The sequence below is a fragment of the Pseudomonas juntendi genome, from assembly GCF_021560075.1.
GTDB lineage: Bacteria > Pseudomonadota > Gammaproteobacteria > Pseudomonadales > Pseudomonadaceae > Aquipseudomonas > Aquipseudomonas juntendi.
The window spans coordinates 4,661,359-4,675,687 of the sequence record NZ_CP091088.1 but is presented as its reverse complement, the minus strand read 5'-3'; the positions used below and the strand labels follow the sequence as shown (position 1 = coordinate 4,675,687).

The following is a 14,329-nucleotide window of genomic DNA, read 5'->3' as shown; positions in this document are numbered from 1 at the left end:
TTCAGGGATGGGCGCTTTGCCCATTTTTTATTTGCACAGCATGCACGAGGGGGTTCAGGTGTCGAGCAAGCTAGAACAGTTGCAGGCCTTGTTGGCCCCGGTTGTCGAGGGTCTGGGCTATCAATGCTGGGGGATCGAGTTCGTTTCCCAGGGTAAGCATTCGGTATTGCGCATCTACATCGACAAGGAAGGCGGTATTCTGGTGGACGATTGCGAAGCAGTCAGCCGTCAGGCCAGCGCAATCCTCGATGTGGAAGATCCAATCAGCAGTGAATACACCCTCGAGGTGTCTTCCCCAGGCATGGATCGCCCACTGTTCACTCTGGAACAGTTTGCCTCGCATGCCGGCGAACAAGTGAAGATCAAGCTGCGCTCACCCTTCGAGGGTCGTCGTAACTTCCAGGGCCTTCTCCGCGGTGTGGAGGAGCAGGACGTGGTGGTCCAGGTGGACAACCAGGAATTCCTTCTGCCGATCGATTCGATCGACAAGGCCAATATTATTCCCAGTTTTGACTGAGACGTGCCGGGCCCGGCGGACTATCCGGGCCCAATGGCTTGCGCAAGGCGAGGCGTACGATGAGCAAAGAAGTACTGCTGGTTGTTGAATCGGTATCCAACGAAAAAGGTGTACCGCCCGGCGTCATTTTCGAAGCGCTGGAGGTGGCCCTGGCCACTGCAACCAAAAAACGTTTTGAAGACGAAGTCGATCTGCGTGTGGAAATCAACCGCCACACCGGTAGCTACGAGACCTTCCGTCGCTGGACCGTGGTCGATGAAGCCGATCTGGACGATCCGGCGATCGAGACCTGGCTGGACAAGATCAAGGACACCCACCCTGAAGCCAAGGTAGGTGACGTGATCGAAGAGAAGATCGAGTCCATCGAATTTGGTCGCATCGCCGCCCAGACCGCCAAGCAGGTCATCGTGCAGAAGGTCCGCGAGGCCGAGCGTGCCCAGGTGGTCGATGCCTACCGCGAACGCGTTGGCGAAATCATCTCCGGTACCGTTAAAAAGGTTACCCGCGACAACGTCATCGTTGACCTGGGCAACAACGCCGAGGCCCTGTTGGCCCGCGAAGACATCATTCCCCGCGAAACCTTCCGTGTTGGCGTGCGCCTGCGTGCGCTGCTGAAGGAAATTCGCACTGAAAACCGTGGCCCTCAGCTGATCCTGTCGCGCACCGCGCCGCAGATGCTGATCGAGCTTTTCCGCATTGAAGTGCCGGAAATTGCCGAGGGCCTGATCGAAGTCATGGCTGCTTCCCGTGACCCGGGTTCGCGAGCCAAGATCGCCGTCCGCTCCAAGGACAAGCGTATCGACCCGCAAGGTGCCTGCATCGGCATGCGTGGTTCGCGCGTCCAGGCTGTATCCGGGGAGCTGGGTGGTGAGCGTGTGGATATCGTCCTGTGGGACGATAACCCGGCGCAGTTCGTCATCAACGCCATGTCGCCGGCTGAAGTCGCGGCGATCATCGTTGATGAAGATGCCCATGCCATGGACATCGCCGTCGCCGAGGACAACCTGGCCCAGGCCATTGGCCGTGGCGGTCAGAACGTTCGTCTTGCCAGTCAGTTGACCGGCTGGACCTTGAACGTGATGACCGAGAAGGACATCCAGGCCAAGCAACAGGCCGAAACCGGTGACATCCTGCGCAATTTCATCGATGAACTGGAAGTCGACGAGGAGCTGGCCCAAGTGCTGGTCGACGAAGGCTTCACCAGCCTCGAAGAAATTGCCTACGTACCGTTGGAAGAAATGCTCAACATCGATGGCTTTGACGAAGATATCGTCAATGAGCTCCGCGCTCGAGCCAAGGACCGTTTGTTGACCAAGGCCATCGCTACCGAAGAAAAACTGGCAGACGCCCACCCGGCCGAAGACCTGCTCTCCCTTGAGGGCATGGACAAGGACCTGGCGGCTGAACTGGCGGTGCGCGGCGTGGTTAACCGCGAAGACCTGGCCGAGCAGTCGATCGACGATCTGCTCGACATCGACGGCATCGACGAAGAGCGTGCCGGCAAGTTGATCATGGCCGCCCGAGCCCACTGGTTCGAGTAATTAGGCGCGGCCTGAGGAGAGAAGTGCATGACGCAAGTCACGGTGAAAGAACTGGCCCAAGAGGTCGAGGCACCGGTAGAGCGCCTGCTGCAGCAGATGCGTGAGGCAGGTCTGCCGCACACCGACGCCGGTCAGGTAGTGACCGACAATGAGAAGCAGACCCTGCTGACTCATTTGAAGAGCAGCCACAAGAGCAAGGCGGAAGAGCCGCGCAAGATTACCTTGCAGCGCAAAACCACCAGCACCCTGCGTGTCGCCGGTAGCAAGAGCATCAGCGTAGAAGTACGCAAGAAGAAAGTTTTCGTGCAGCGCAGCCCGGAAGAAATCCAGGCTGAGCAGAAGCGTGAGCTGGAAGAGCGCCGTGCGGCCGAAAACGCCGCGCGCGACAAGGTCGAGGCCGAAGTTCGCCAGCGCAACGAAGAACAGGCACGCCGTCAGGCTGCCGATACCGCAGCAGCAGCCCCGGCGCCTGTCGCCAAGCCAGAGCCGGCGCCTGCCGCTGCCCCGGCGCCGGTCGTCGCCGACGCGCCAGCCTCCGAAGACGCTGCAGCCCGTGCTGCCGAGCGCAAGAAGGACGAGACCCGTCGCAACGAGAGCCGTACCCGTGATGACGACCGTCGTCGTGGCGAAGCCCCTCGTGTGTCGATCAAGGTCAAGGTCAAGGAGAAGGAAAAGGCTCCAACGCCACGTGCCGCTCCGCGTACCACCGATGAAGAGAGCGACGGCGCCCGTCGTGGTCGTGGTGGCAAGAGCAAGCTGAAGAAGCGTAACCAGCACGGCTTCCAGAACCCGACCGGTCCAGTCATCCGTGACGTGACCATCGGCGAGACCATCACCGTCTCCGAACTGGCCCAGCAGATGTCGGTCAAGGCCGCTGAAGTGGTCAAGTTCATGTTCAAGATGGGTACCCCGGTCACCATCAACCAGGTGCTCGACCAGGAAACTGCCCAGCTGATCGCTGAAGAGCTGGGCCACAAGGTCACGCTGATCAGCGACACCGCGCTCGAAGATTCCCTGGCCGAATCGCTGAAGTTCGAAGGCCAGGCCGAGTCCCGCGCGCCGGTGGTTACCGTCATGGGGCACGTTGACCATGGCAAGACCTCGCTGCTCGACTACATCCGTCGTGCCAAGGTTGCTGCTGGCGAAGCCGGTGGCATTACCCAGCACATCGGTGCCTACCACGTGGAAACCGACCGCGGCATGGTCACCTTCCTCGATACCCCGGGCCACGCTGCGTTCACCCAGATGCGTGCCCGTGGTGCCAAGGCGACCGACATCGTCATCCTGGTGGTGGCGGCGGACGACGGCGTAATGCCGCAAACCCGCGAAGCGGTTCAGCATGCCAAGGCAGCTGGCGTTCCGCTGGTGGTTGCAGTGAACAAGATCGACAAGCCGGGTGCTGACCTCGATCGTATCCGCAACGAACTGGCCGTCGAAGGCGTTACCTCCGAGGATTGGGGTGGTGACACGCCATTCGTCAAGGTATCGGCGAAGATGGGTACCGGTGTCGACGAGCTGCTCGAAGCCGTGCTGCTGCAGGCCGAGATCCTCGAGCTGACTGCTACCCCGACTGCACCTGGTCGTGGCGTGGTCGTCGAATCGCGCCTGGACAAGGGCCGCGGCCCGGTCGCGACCATTCTGGTTCAGGACGGTACGCTGCGTCAGGGCGACATGGTGCTGTGCGGTTCCAACTATGGCCGCGTGCGTGCCATGCTCGACGAGAACGGCAAGCCTGTGAAAGAAGCCGGCCCGTCGATCCCGGTCGAGATCCTTGGCCTGGACGGTACCCCGGAAGCCGGTGACGAGCTGTCCGTGGTTGCCGACGAGAAGAAAGCCCGCGAAGTTGCCATGTTCCGTCAAGGCAAGTACCGCGAGGTCAAGCTGGCCCGCGCTCACGCCGGCAAGCTGGAGAACATCTTCGAGACCATGGGTCAGGAAGAGAAGAAAACCCTCAACATCGTGCTCAAGACCGATGTGCGTGGTTCTCTCGAGGCGCTGCAGGGTTCGCTTGGCGGCCTGGGCAACGACGAAGTGCAAGTGCGCGTGATTGGTGGTGGCGTCGGTGGTATCACCGAGAGCGATGCCAACCTGGCGCTGGCTTCGAACGCTGTACTGTTCGGCTTCAACGTGCGTGCCGATGCCGGTGCGCGCAAGATCGTCGAGCAGGAAGGTCTGGATATGCGTTACTACAACGTGATCTACGACATCATCGAAGACGTCAAGAAGGCCCTGACCGGCATGCTGGGCAGCGATGTTCGCGAGAACATCCTGGGTGTTGCCGAAGTGCGTGACGTGTTCCGTTCGCCGAAGTTCGGCGCCATCGCTGGCTGTATGGTCATCGAGGGTACCGTGTACCGCAACCGTCCGATCCGCGTACTGCGCGACGACGTTGTGATCTTCGAAGGCGAGCTGGAATCGCTGCGTCGCTTCAAGGACGACGCCTCCGAAGTGCGTTCGGGCATGGAGTGCGGTATTGGCGTCAAGAGCTACAACGACGTCAAGGTCGGCGACAAGATCGAAGTCTTCGAGAAAGTCCAGGTGGCTCGTACCCTTTAAGGGCGAGCGAGCCGCAAGCGCCCCTTGCAGGGCGGCTTGCGGTACCTCTTCAGGTAGCGCCCGGTCAGGCTCAGGTCTGCCCGGGCGTTTGCCGCTTTAAGTTACAGGTAGCAAGAATGGCCAAAGAATATAGCCGTACCCAACGTATTGGCGATCAGATGCAGCGCGAGCTGGCCGAGCTGATCCGTCGCGAAGTCAAAGACCCGCGTGTCGGCCTGGTGACCATCACCGCCGTGGACGTGAGCCGCGACCTGGGCCATGCCAAGGTGTTCATCACCGTCATGGGCGAAGAAACTCCGGACGCGGTGCAGCAGTCGCTCAAGGCACTCAACAGCGCCGCCAGCTTCCTGCGCCTGCACCTGGGGCGTTCGATGCAGCTGCGCAGCGTGCCGCAACTGCACTTCCACTTCGATGAAAGTGTCAGCCGCGGTGTGCACCTGTCGGCGCTGATCGAGCGTGCAGTGGCCGAAGACCGCATGCACAAGGAAGCCGACGAGCCGGACACCAAGGAGTAAGCGGTGGCCCAGGTCAAACGTATCCGCCGCAACGTCAGCGGCATCATCCTGCTGGACAAGCCGCTGGGCTTCACCTCCAATGCCGCCCTGCAGAAAGTACGCTGGCTGCTGAATGCGGAAAAGGCCGGCCACACCGGTAGCCTCGACCCGCTGGCAACCGGCGTGCTGCCGTTGTGCTTTGGCGAGGCGACCAAGTTTTCGCAGTACCTGCTCGACTCCGACAAGGGCTACGAAACGGTCATGCAGCTGGGGCAGACTACCAACACCGGCGACGCCGAAGGTGAGGTTCTGCAGACCCGCGAGGTGACCGTTGGTCGCGCCGATATCGAGGCGGTGCTTCCGCGTTTTCGCGGCCCCATCAGCCAGATACCGCCGATGTACTCGGCACTCAAGCGTGATGGCCAGCCGCTGTACAAGCTGGCACGTGCAGGAGAGGTAGTGGAGCGCGAGGCGCGTTCTGTTACTATTGGCCGCTTGGAGTTGCTCGAGTGCGAAGGCACCCGTGCACGGTTGAGCGTAGGTTGCAGCAAAGGCACCTATATCCGCACCCTGGTGGAGGATATTGGCGAGGCCCTGGGCTGCGGCGCCTATGTTGCCGAGCTGCGCAGGACCCAGGCCGGGCCCTTCGCGCTGGCACAGACGGTGACCCTCGAAGCGCTCGAACAGGCTCACGCCGAAGGCGGCAACGAAGCGCTGGACCGCTTCCTGATGCCCTCGGACAGCGGCCTGCAGGACTGGCCAATGGTCAGCCTGTCCGAACACAGTGCGTTCTACTGGCTGCATGGGCAGGCGGTACGCGCGCCGGACGCGCCACAATTTGGCATGGTCCGGGTACAGGATCATAATGCGCGCTTCATCGGTATCGGTGAAGTGAGCGAAGACGGGCGCATCGCGCCACGTCGGCTTATTCGGTCGGAATGACCGAAACCGCGGGGCCAGGCAATTGCCGAACCCCACGGCAGCAAGGGTGGCTGTCAGTAGGCACGGTCACACCTTTTTTATTAATACAGGGATTTGTCCCTGGCCTATTGGACCCCGCGTGCGGGATCCGTTATCAGGAGAAGCCAAATGGCCCTCAGCGTTGAAGAAAAAGCTAAGATCGTTGCCGAATATCAGCAAGCCGCCGGCGATACCGGTAGCCCGGAAGTGCAGGTTGCTCTGCTGACCCACAACATCAACAAGCTGCAAGGCCACTTCAAGGCCAACGATAAAGACCACCACTCCCGTCGTGGTCTGATCCGTATGGTTAACCAGCGTCGTAAGCTGCTGGACTACCTGAAGGGCAAAGACACCACTCGTTACAGCGCCCTGATCGGTCGCCTGGGCCTGCGTCGCTAATAGCGGCCTGGTCAGTGGTGTGCATGGCGTGTCGCAGGCTTCGGCTTTGCTGTTTCGCAGCAGGGTCGTCGGGCACGCCACGCGTATCTCCGAGGTTGGCAGCCTGGTTCAGCTGAGCGGTTTACCGCGCAGCGGCCAGGCTCCCAGCCTCGTGTTGTATCTGGACGGTCAATGGGGCCGATTCCCCGTTCTGCCCAAGAATTCGCAAGAAACCAGTTCCCCCAAGAGCCACTGAAAAAGGTAGGAAACCGTGAACCCGGTAATCAAGACTTTCCAGTTCGGTCAATCGACCGTCACTCTCGAAACGGGCCGTATTGCCCGTCAGGCAACCGGCGCCGTGCTGGTTACTGTCGATAACGACGTCACCGTGCTGGTGACTGTGGTAGGCGCCAAACAGGCTGATCCAGGCAAGGGCTTCTTCCCGCTGTCGGTTCACTACCAGGAAAAGACCTACGCCGCCGGCAAGATCCCAGGTGGCTTCTTCAAGCGTGAAGGCCGTCCTTCCGAGAAAGAGACGCTGACCTCGCGCCTGATCGACCGTCCGATCCGCCCGCTGTTCCCGGAAGGCTTCATGAACGAAGTGCAGGTCGTCTGCACCGTGGTTTCCACCAGCAAGAAGACTGACCCGGACATCGCTGCGATGATCGGTACCTCGGCTGCCCTGGCCATTTCCGGTATTCCGTTCGAAGGCCCGATCGGCGCCGCGCGCGTGGCCTTCCACGAAAGCACCGGCTACCTGCTGAACCCGACTTACGAGCAACTGGCTGCCTCCAGCCTGGACATGGTCGTTGCCGGTACTTCCGACGCCGTGCTGATGGTTGAATCCGAAGCCCAGGAGCTGACCGAAGACCAGATGCTGGGCGCGGTACTGTTCGCCCATGACGAGTTCCAGGCCGTGATCCAGGCCGTGAAAGAGCTGGCTGCCGAAGCGGGCAAGCCAACCTGGGACTGGAAACCTGCGGTGGCCAACACCGAGCTGTTCAACGCCATCCGTGCCGAGTTCGGCGAAGCGGTTTCGCAAGGCTACACCATCACCGTCAAGGCCGACCGCTATGCGCGCCTGGGCGAGCTGCGTGACCAGGCGGTTGCCAAGTTCTCCGGTGAAGAAGGCCAGCCTTCGGCTGCTGAAGTAAAAGACATCTTCGGCGAAATCGAATACCGCACCGTTCGCGAAAACATCGTCAACGGCAAGCCACGTATCGACGGCCGCGACACCAAGACCGTTCGCCCGCTGAACATCGAAGTGGGCGTGCTGCCGAAAACCCACGGTTCGGCGCTGTTCACCCGCGGTGAAACCCAGGCCCTGGTGGTTGCGACCTTGGGTACTGCCCGTGACGCCCAGCTGCTGGACACCCTCGAAGGCGAGAAGAAAGACCCCTTCATGCTGCACTACAACTTCCCACCGTTCTCGGTAGGTGAGTGTGGCCGCATGGGCGGCGCTGGCCGTCGTGAAATCGGCCACGGCCGTCTGGCCCGTCGTTCGGTCCAGGCCATGCTGCCTGCCGCCGACGTGTTCCCGTACACCATCCGCGTGGTATCGGAAATCACCGAATCCAACGGTTCCAGCTCCATGGCTTCGGTTTGCGGTGCTTCGCTGGCGCTGATGGACGCCGGTGTGCCGATGAAGGCGCCAGTGGCCGGTATCGCCATGGGCCTGGTGAAGGAAGGCGACAAGTTCGCGGTCCTGACCGACATCCTCGGTGACGAAGACCACCTGGGCGACATGGACTTCAAGGTAGCCGGTACCGCCAAAGGCGTCACCGCGCTGCAGATGGACATCAAGATCAACGGCATCACCGAAGAGATCATGGAAATCGCCCTGGGCCAAGCCCTGGAAGCGCGCCTGAACATCCTCGGCCAGATGAACCAGGTCATTGGCCAGTCGCGTACCGAGCTGTCGGCCAACGCGCCTACCATGATCTCGATGAAGATCGACACCGACAAGATCCGTGACGTGATCGGTAAAGGCGGCGCCACCATTCGCGCCATCTGCGAAGAGACCAAGGCTTCGATCGACATCGAAGACGACGGCTCGATCAAGATTTTCGGCGAAACCAAGGAAGCGGCAGATGCTGCCAAGCAGCGCATCCTGGGCATCACCGCCGAGGCCGAGATCGGCAAGATCTACGTCGGTAAGGTCGAGCGTATCGTCGACTTCGGCGCCTTCGTCAATATCCTGCCTGGCAAAGACGGCCTGGTGCACATCTCCATGCTGAGCGATGCGCGCGTCGAGAAAGTCACCGATATCCTGAAAGAAGGCCAGGAAGTTGAAGTACTGGTGCTGGACGTGGACAACCGCGGCCGTATCAAGCTGTCGATCAAGGACGTAGCCGCGGCCAAGGCCTCGGGCGTTTAAGCGACCGCTACGCAGCAATGGAAGAGCCCTTCGGGGCTCTTTTTTTTTGACCGGGGCGGGAACCTTTTGCGGACTTGCATCTTGCATGCAGGTTGCAGGTGCAGATTGCAAAATGCATGACTACTGCCGTTTGGTCTAATCGCTAACGTACTGATTTATAAGGTTTTAATAGAAAATCAAAACCTGGCACAGCGCATGCAACTACCTTCATACCTGACGCCAGGACACACGGCGCAGACCTTTCGAAAAACAGGAGTGACCCACATGAAGAAGTTCGCCATTGCTGCCGCTACTGCTACCGCTCTGACCCTGACCATGGCTAATGCGGCTTTTGCCCAACAGACCACCCAGGCCCCGATGATGCTGGCGGCCGGTGAGGTGACCAAAGCCAAGGAAGCTACCTCCGATACCTGGATCACCACCAAGGTCAAAGCTGACCTGATGACCGAGAAAGGCGTACCGGGCAGCGACATCAAGGTAGAAACCAACAAAGGCGTGGTTTCGCTGTCGTCTGACATGAAAGTGACTGAGTCCCAGAAAGAAATGGCAGTCAGCATTGCCAAGAAGATCAAAGGCGTACAGGCCGTTTCGGCTGACGGCCTGAAAGCCGAATAAGGAATGTCCCGACGGCCAAACGGATTTGGCCACCAAATGCTGTAGGGGCCGCTTCGCGGCCCCTTTTATTTAATAAGCCGGATTACGCGCTACCACATCACTCTCGAAGCATTCCTGCTCAATGATCAGCGGCTCGACCAGGGGCCGGCTATCTCGAAAATGGGCGGTCTGGGTATGCGCCTCATACGCCGCATCATCGCGGTAGATCTCATACAGGTAGATCACATCCGGATCGACCCTGTCCTGCGACACATCGAACACCAGGCAACCCGCCTCGCTGGCCACCGAAGCAGCGGCATTGACTTTGATCGCGCTAAGGAAAGCATCGGCACACCCGGGCTTCACGCGGGTCTTGATGAACAGGCTATACACAAAGCGCTCCTTTTGTTTTAAATTCAATAATGAATTGTATACAAAAAGGAGCCTAGCCATGTCTGAATTGCCTGCCCGCCCTGGCCGCCTGAATGGCCTGCGCCATATTGCCTTGCTGGTACCCAACCTTGAGGAGTGCGAACGCTTTTACGTCGATGTGCTGGGTATGGAAGTACTGAGCCGCGCCAATGAAGACTTGGTGTACCTGACCTGCGGTAATGACAACATGTCGCTGGGGCGCGGGGCAGGGGCTGCCAACGGGTTGCAGACCTTGGATCATTACGGGTTCATCGTGGACAGCGTCGAGGAACTGGAGGCCTGGTATGCGTACTTCAAGGCCCGAGGGGTGACCTTGCTCGACCGGCCTTTCAACCATGGTGATGGCGCGCGCAGCTTCCACCTGCTGGACCCGGCGGGGAACAAGGTGCAGCCGCTGTATCACCCGGCGGTGTCGGGGCAGCGGTTGGTCTGAAGCCTGCGCCCGTCTCTGTGGGAGCGGCCTTGTGTCGCGAAAGGGCCGCGCAGCGGCCCCAGGGTTTCAGCAGCGATTTATCAATTGCTGGGGCCGCTTTGCGGCCCTTTCGCGACAAAAGGCCGCTCCCACAGGTGCGCGTCAGGCTTGCTAATTACTCAGCATCCAGATGCATCGGGGTGACCACCCGGCCGTCTTTCTCGGGCTGGCCCAGGCTGGTGTCGATGAAGTACACCCGGTCATCTTCCAGCTTGCCTTTGTCGACCAGGTAATCCTTGATGCTGCTGGCCCGCTCCTGACCCAGCGTGCGCAACAATGCAGTACTCTCCGCCCACGACTTGATCACCGCATCGCGCAACTTGGCGGTGCGTTCGTCACGGCTTAGTTGCTCCCATTCGGCCGGCGGTTGTTGCTTCAGGCGTGTACGGTAGATGCCTTCGAGCATCGCGGGTTTGTCGCTGTCGTCGACCACCAGCATCGAGGCATTGGCAGGCACCTTGTCGCCGCGGCGCTGCAATATCTTGTACCAGGTGGCCTGATACTCACGTTCCAGGCGTTGCTGGGCAATCAGTGGGCCATCGCTGGCCTGGGCGCTGGTGCCCTCGATTTCCAGGCGCAATTCCGGGCGTTCTTTAAGCGCGGAAGCAAGCTTGTCCAGCGCCGCCTGGGCATCGCCACTGAGAGTACTGGAACCGGGGGCGAAGGCGACGTTACCCAGGTCTTGCGAACCGCCGCCAGTGATCAGCCCACCGATGAACTTGAAGGGCGCCTGGGCTGCCCGCAGCACCAGGTTGCGCAGGGTTTGCCAGACGATCGGCATCACGCTGAACTGCGGGTTGTTGAGGTCGCCCGACACGGGCAGCTCGATCGAGATCTTGCCTTGAGTGTCCTTCAACAACGCCACCGCCAGGCGGATCGGCAGGTCGACCGCATCCGGGCTGTCGACTTTCTCACCTAACTGCAGTTGCTCCACCACCACCTTGTTCTCGGCTTTGAGCTGGCCATTGGTGATCAGGTAGTGCAAGTCGAGGTTGAGCCGGCCTTTGCGAATGCGGTAACCGGCGAATTTGCCGGAGTAGGGCGTCAAGGTGGTCAGCTCGACGCGCTTGAAGCTGGTGGCGATGTCCAGGCTGGCCAGCGGGTTGAACGGGTTGAGGGCGCCCTTGATGGTAACCGGCGCGTAGCGGTCGACCTTGCCTTTCACATCAACCTTGGCTGGCACCGGCTTGCGGTTGTCGATGGTGCCGATCTGCCCGTTGAGTTGCTGCACGGCGGTGGCGAAGTTGGGGGTAAGGGACAGGTCGGCAAAGTTGGCCGAGCCGTTCTTGATGTCGACCTGGCCAATATGAATGCCCAGCGGCTTGCTGCTGCTGGCGGGGGCCGTTGTGGCCGGGCTGCTTGGCTTGGCGCCGGCCGGTTGCGGGATCAACAGGTCATTGACGTTGGTCGTGCGGTCTTCGTTGATGATGAAGCGCGCGTAGGGCTCCTGCAGGGTCACCTTGTCGATCGACAGGGCATCACCGTGCACATACGACAAGCCGTCTACGTTGACCTGTTGCCATTTCACGAAGTCCCGGCTCTTGATGGTGTCCAACGTATGCAGTTGGCTGACCTGGGCCTTGCCGGTGACCGTGAAGGCCAGTGGCGCGGTGTTCTTCAGGTCGACCTTGAGGTCACTGTCGAGCATGCCGCTGCGCAGTTCCAGCAGGATGAACGGGCTGACGTAGGCCTGGGCCACGCGCAGGTCGATGTCGCGGGTGCTGACGTCGAGCTTGGCCTGGATGGGCGCCAGGTTCACCTGGCCGGCGGCCTGCAGCTTGCCTTGCTTGCCTACGCCGGTATCGAGCTTGAGGGTGAAGGGGGACTGGTTGAGGCTGTCGAAGCCTTGCAGGTCGACGTTCAGCGGGCCGACATCGAGCGCTACCGGTTCTTTCTGGCTGCGATCTGCCAGGTGCACCAGGTAGTTGCGCAGTTGCACGTCCTTGAGCAATACCTGCCAAGGCTTGGCCGGTTCTTTGGCCGATTGCGGCTCAAGCGCAGGGCCGGCGGCAGCCGGTTCGGCCTTTTCTTTCGGCGTGGCTTTGGCCGGTTGGCTGGCGAACAGCTTCTGCCAGTCGAGCTGGCCGTCCTTTTCCAGTGCTGCCCAGGTTTCCAGCTTGTCGCTGCGCAGCTTGCCCACACTGACCTGTTGCTTGACCAGGTCGACGGTCGTCTCGCTCACCTCCAGGTTGGCCAGGCGCGCCAACGGGCGGCCGTCTGGCGCGTTGATGGCGAACGGGGCCACCCGCAGCGTGGCGTTGTCCAGCAGCAGCTCGGTCTGCTTGGCGAGATTGAGCTTGTACTGGGTCTGAAGGCTGACCAGCCCGTCCTGCAGCACCAGGGGCACGGCATCGCGCACGTAGGGCCAGAACAGCTTCATCTTGGCGTCGGTGACTTTCAGCGTGCCTTGCGAGGCGATCGGCGACAGGCTGAGGGTGCCGTTCCAGTCGATGCGCCCGCCGTTGGGGCCGTTGGCCACCAAGGTCATGTCGGCGTTGTCGTCAGGCAAGGTGCTGAGGTTCTTCAGCTCCAGGTTCATGTTGTCGTAGAGGAACTCGATGGGTTCGCTCGGGCGCATGTCCTGGAAGTGCAGCAAGCCTTGCTTGAGCTTGATGCTGCCGATACGCAACGGGAAGGGGTCGCTGGGTGGCTCGTCGGGCTTGGCTTCGCTCGGCGGCAGCTTGAACAACGTCGTCAGGTTGAGTGTGCCGTCTTTGGCGAACAGGACCCGGTTGCGGGGCTTGTCGAGCTCGACCGCTTCCAGGTGCAGGGCCTTGCTCCACAGGCTGTCGAGCGACAGGTTGGCGTACAACCGGTCGAAACCGACCTGCTCCTTGCCAGGCTCGCCAAGCTGCAGGCCCCACAGAGTCAGCTCAAGGCTGAAGGGGTTGAGTTCGATGCGTTCAAGGTGCGCGGGCACGGTAGCGTACTTGGTCAATTGCTGATTGGCGATACGCAGTGCCACGCCGGGAAGAATCAGGAACCCAAGCAGGCTGTAGAGGGCTACCAGGGCCACGATGGCGCCAGCGGCGCGAGTCAATCCTTTGTACATGTGTCGCTTCGTCGGTCTGAGCAGGAGTGCTTGGAGTATGGCACGTTAAATCAGTTCCGCAGGCGCGACCTGTTGCCCTCACTCGATGCCCATGCGCCGCCTGGCGCGGTGCGCGGAGCCGTCGCGCATTGCCCAGCGCAGCAGCGCTGCCGTGGGTTTGAGGCCCAGGCGGATCAGGCGCTGCTGCCAGGGCCGGTGCTGCAGGCCAAGCAGGCTCTGGCCCCAGCCAGGCAGCAGGTCGATGCCGGCGTGCAGCATCAGTTTGCCCACCGGTTGAGCCAGGCGGCTGGGGGCAGGGGCGTCGAGCAGAATCCGCATGACCTCCCGGCTGCGCGCATCACAGTGCAGTTGCGGGCGCATGGCTTGCAGGTAGGCGTCCACCTGCTGGCACGAGCGTGGTACGTCACGGGCGCCAAGGCGCTCGGCGATCAAGGCGATTTCGTTGTAGTAGGCATCTTGCTCGCTGCGCGGCATGTGCGGGTTACGGTAGCGCAAGTGGGCGGCCAGAAAGCTGCTGACCTCTGCCACATGCACCCAGGTCAGCAAGGCTGGGTCGCTGGCCGCGTAGGGCCGGCCATCCGGTGCAGTGCCGGTCACTTGCAGGTGGATGGTGCGCACTTTCTCGATCAGCCACTCGGCATCACCCGTCGCGCCGAAGGTTGTACCGGAGATGAACTGGCTGGTGCGCCGCAGGCGGCCGAGCAAGTCCTCGCGGAAGTTGGAGTGGTCCCAGACGCCGGCAAGGGCCAGCGGATGCAACAGCTGCAGCATCAGTGCGCTGATGCCGCCGACCAGCATGCTCGGAAAATCGCCATGCACCTGCCAACTGACACTGTGCGGGCCGAACAGCCCTGGGTCACCCTTGGGGGACTCCAGGTCGAGCTGGCCGAGGGCCAGCCCGGTAAGGCTCATGACCTGGATTTCGATACGGCGGCGTAGGGCTTCCATGGCGACCT

12 protein-coding genes are annotated in these 14,329 nt (G+C 61.2%); 9 read left to right on the top strand and 3 right to left on the bottom strand.

Features of this window, described 5'->3' with window-relative positions; translation table 11 throughout:
- Positions 1 to 58: 58 nt before the first annotated feature.
- From rimP to L1P09_RS21640, 8 genes are all read left to right on the top strand, one after another.
- Positions 59 to 517, top strand: coding sequence for a ribosome maturation factor RimP (gene rimP, locus L1P09_RS21675; protein WP_009685348.1), 459 nt, complete (start codon positions 59 to 61; stop codon positions 515 to 517).
- 59 nt (positions 518 to 576) lie between these two features.
- Positions 577 to 2,058, top strand: a complete 1,482-nt coding sequence (gene nusA, locus L1P09_RS21670) for a transcription termination factor NusA (protein WP_009685349.1) — start codon at positions 577 to 579, stop codon at positions 2,056 to 2,058.
- A gap of 27 nt (positions 2,059 to 2,085) precedes the next feature.
- A complete protein-coding gene (gene infB / locus L1P09_RS21665; RefSeq protein ID WP_232892401.1) occupies positions 2,086 to 4,614 on the top strand; it encodes a translation initiation factor IF-2 in 2,529 nt (842 codons plus the stop codon).
- A gap of 116 nt (positions 4,615 to 4,730) precedes the next feature.
- A complete protein-coding gene (gene rbfA, locus L1P09_RS21660) occupies positions 4,731 to 5,129 on the top strand; it encodes a 30S ribosome-binding factor RbfA (protein ID WP_009685351.1) in 399 nt (132 codons plus the stop codon).
- Between the two features lie 3 nt (positions 5,130 to 5,132).
- Positions 5,133 to 6,050, top strand: a complete 918-nt coding sequence (gene truB, locus L1P09_RS21655) for a tRNA pseudouridine(55) synthase TruB (RefSeq protein WP_009685352.1) — start codon at positions 5,133 to 5,135, stop codon at positions 6,048 to 6,050.
- A gap of 147 nt (positions 6,051 to 6,197) precedes the next feature.
- Entirely contained in the window at positions 6,198 to 6,467 is a 270-nt protein-coding gene (gene rpsO / locus L1P09_RS21650; protein ID WP_009685353.1) for a 30S ribosomal protein S15, read from the top strand.
- A 250-nt stretch (positions 6,468 to 6,717) separates the two neighbouring features.
- A complete protein-coding gene (gene pnp / locus L1P09_RS21645; protein ID WP_009685354.1) occupies positions 6,718 to 8,823 on the top strand; it encodes a polyribonucleotide nucleotidyltransferase in 2,106 nt (701 codons plus the stop codon).
- A 264-nt stretch (positions 8,824 to 9,087) separates the two neighbouring features.
- Entirely contained in the window at positions 9,088 to 9,438 is a 351-nt protein-coding gene (locus L1P09_RS21640) for a BON domain-containing protein (RefSeq protein WP_009685355.1), read from the top strand.
- A 69-nt stretch (positions 9,439 to 9,507) separates the two neighbouring features.
- On the opposite strand, the gene L1P09_RS21635 is transcribed toward L1P09_RS21640, so the two are convergent.
- Positions 9,508 to 9,810: a putative quinol monooxygenase gene (locus L1P09_RS21635; RefSeq protein ID WP_192440995.1), complete on the bottom strand. Its 303-nt coding sequence runs from the start codon at positions 9,808 to 9,810 to the stop codon at positions 9,508 to 9,510.
- 58 nt (positions 9,811 to 9,868) lie between these two features.
- On the opposite strand from L1P09_RS21635, the gene L1P09_RS21630 reads away from it, so the two are divergent.
- Complete coding sequence (locus L1P09_RS21630; protein WP_029886580.1) at positions 9,869 to 10,282, top strand: VOC family protein; 414 nt, start codon at positions 9,869 to 9,871, stop codon at positions 10,280 to 10,282.
- A gap of 154 nt (positions 10,283 to 10,436) precedes the next feature.
- Here the strand turns inward: L1P09_RS21630 and L1P09_RS21625 are convergent, their stop codons facing one another.
- Positions 10,437 to 13,373, bottom strand: coding sequence for a DUF748 domain-containing protein (locus L1P09_RS21625; RefSeq protein ID WP_192440994.1), 2,937 nt, complete (start codon positions 13,371 to 13,373; stop codon positions 10,437 to 10,439).
- A gap of 78 nt (positions 13,374 to 13,451) precedes the next feature.
- Positions 13,452 to 14,321: an oxygenase MpaB family protein gene (locus tag L1P09_RS21620; protein ID WP_192440993.1), complete on the bottom strand. Its 870-nt coding sequence runs from the start codon at positions 14,319 to 14,321 to the stop codon at positions 13,452 to 13,454.
- Positions 14,322 to 14,329 lie beyond the last annotated feature (8 nt).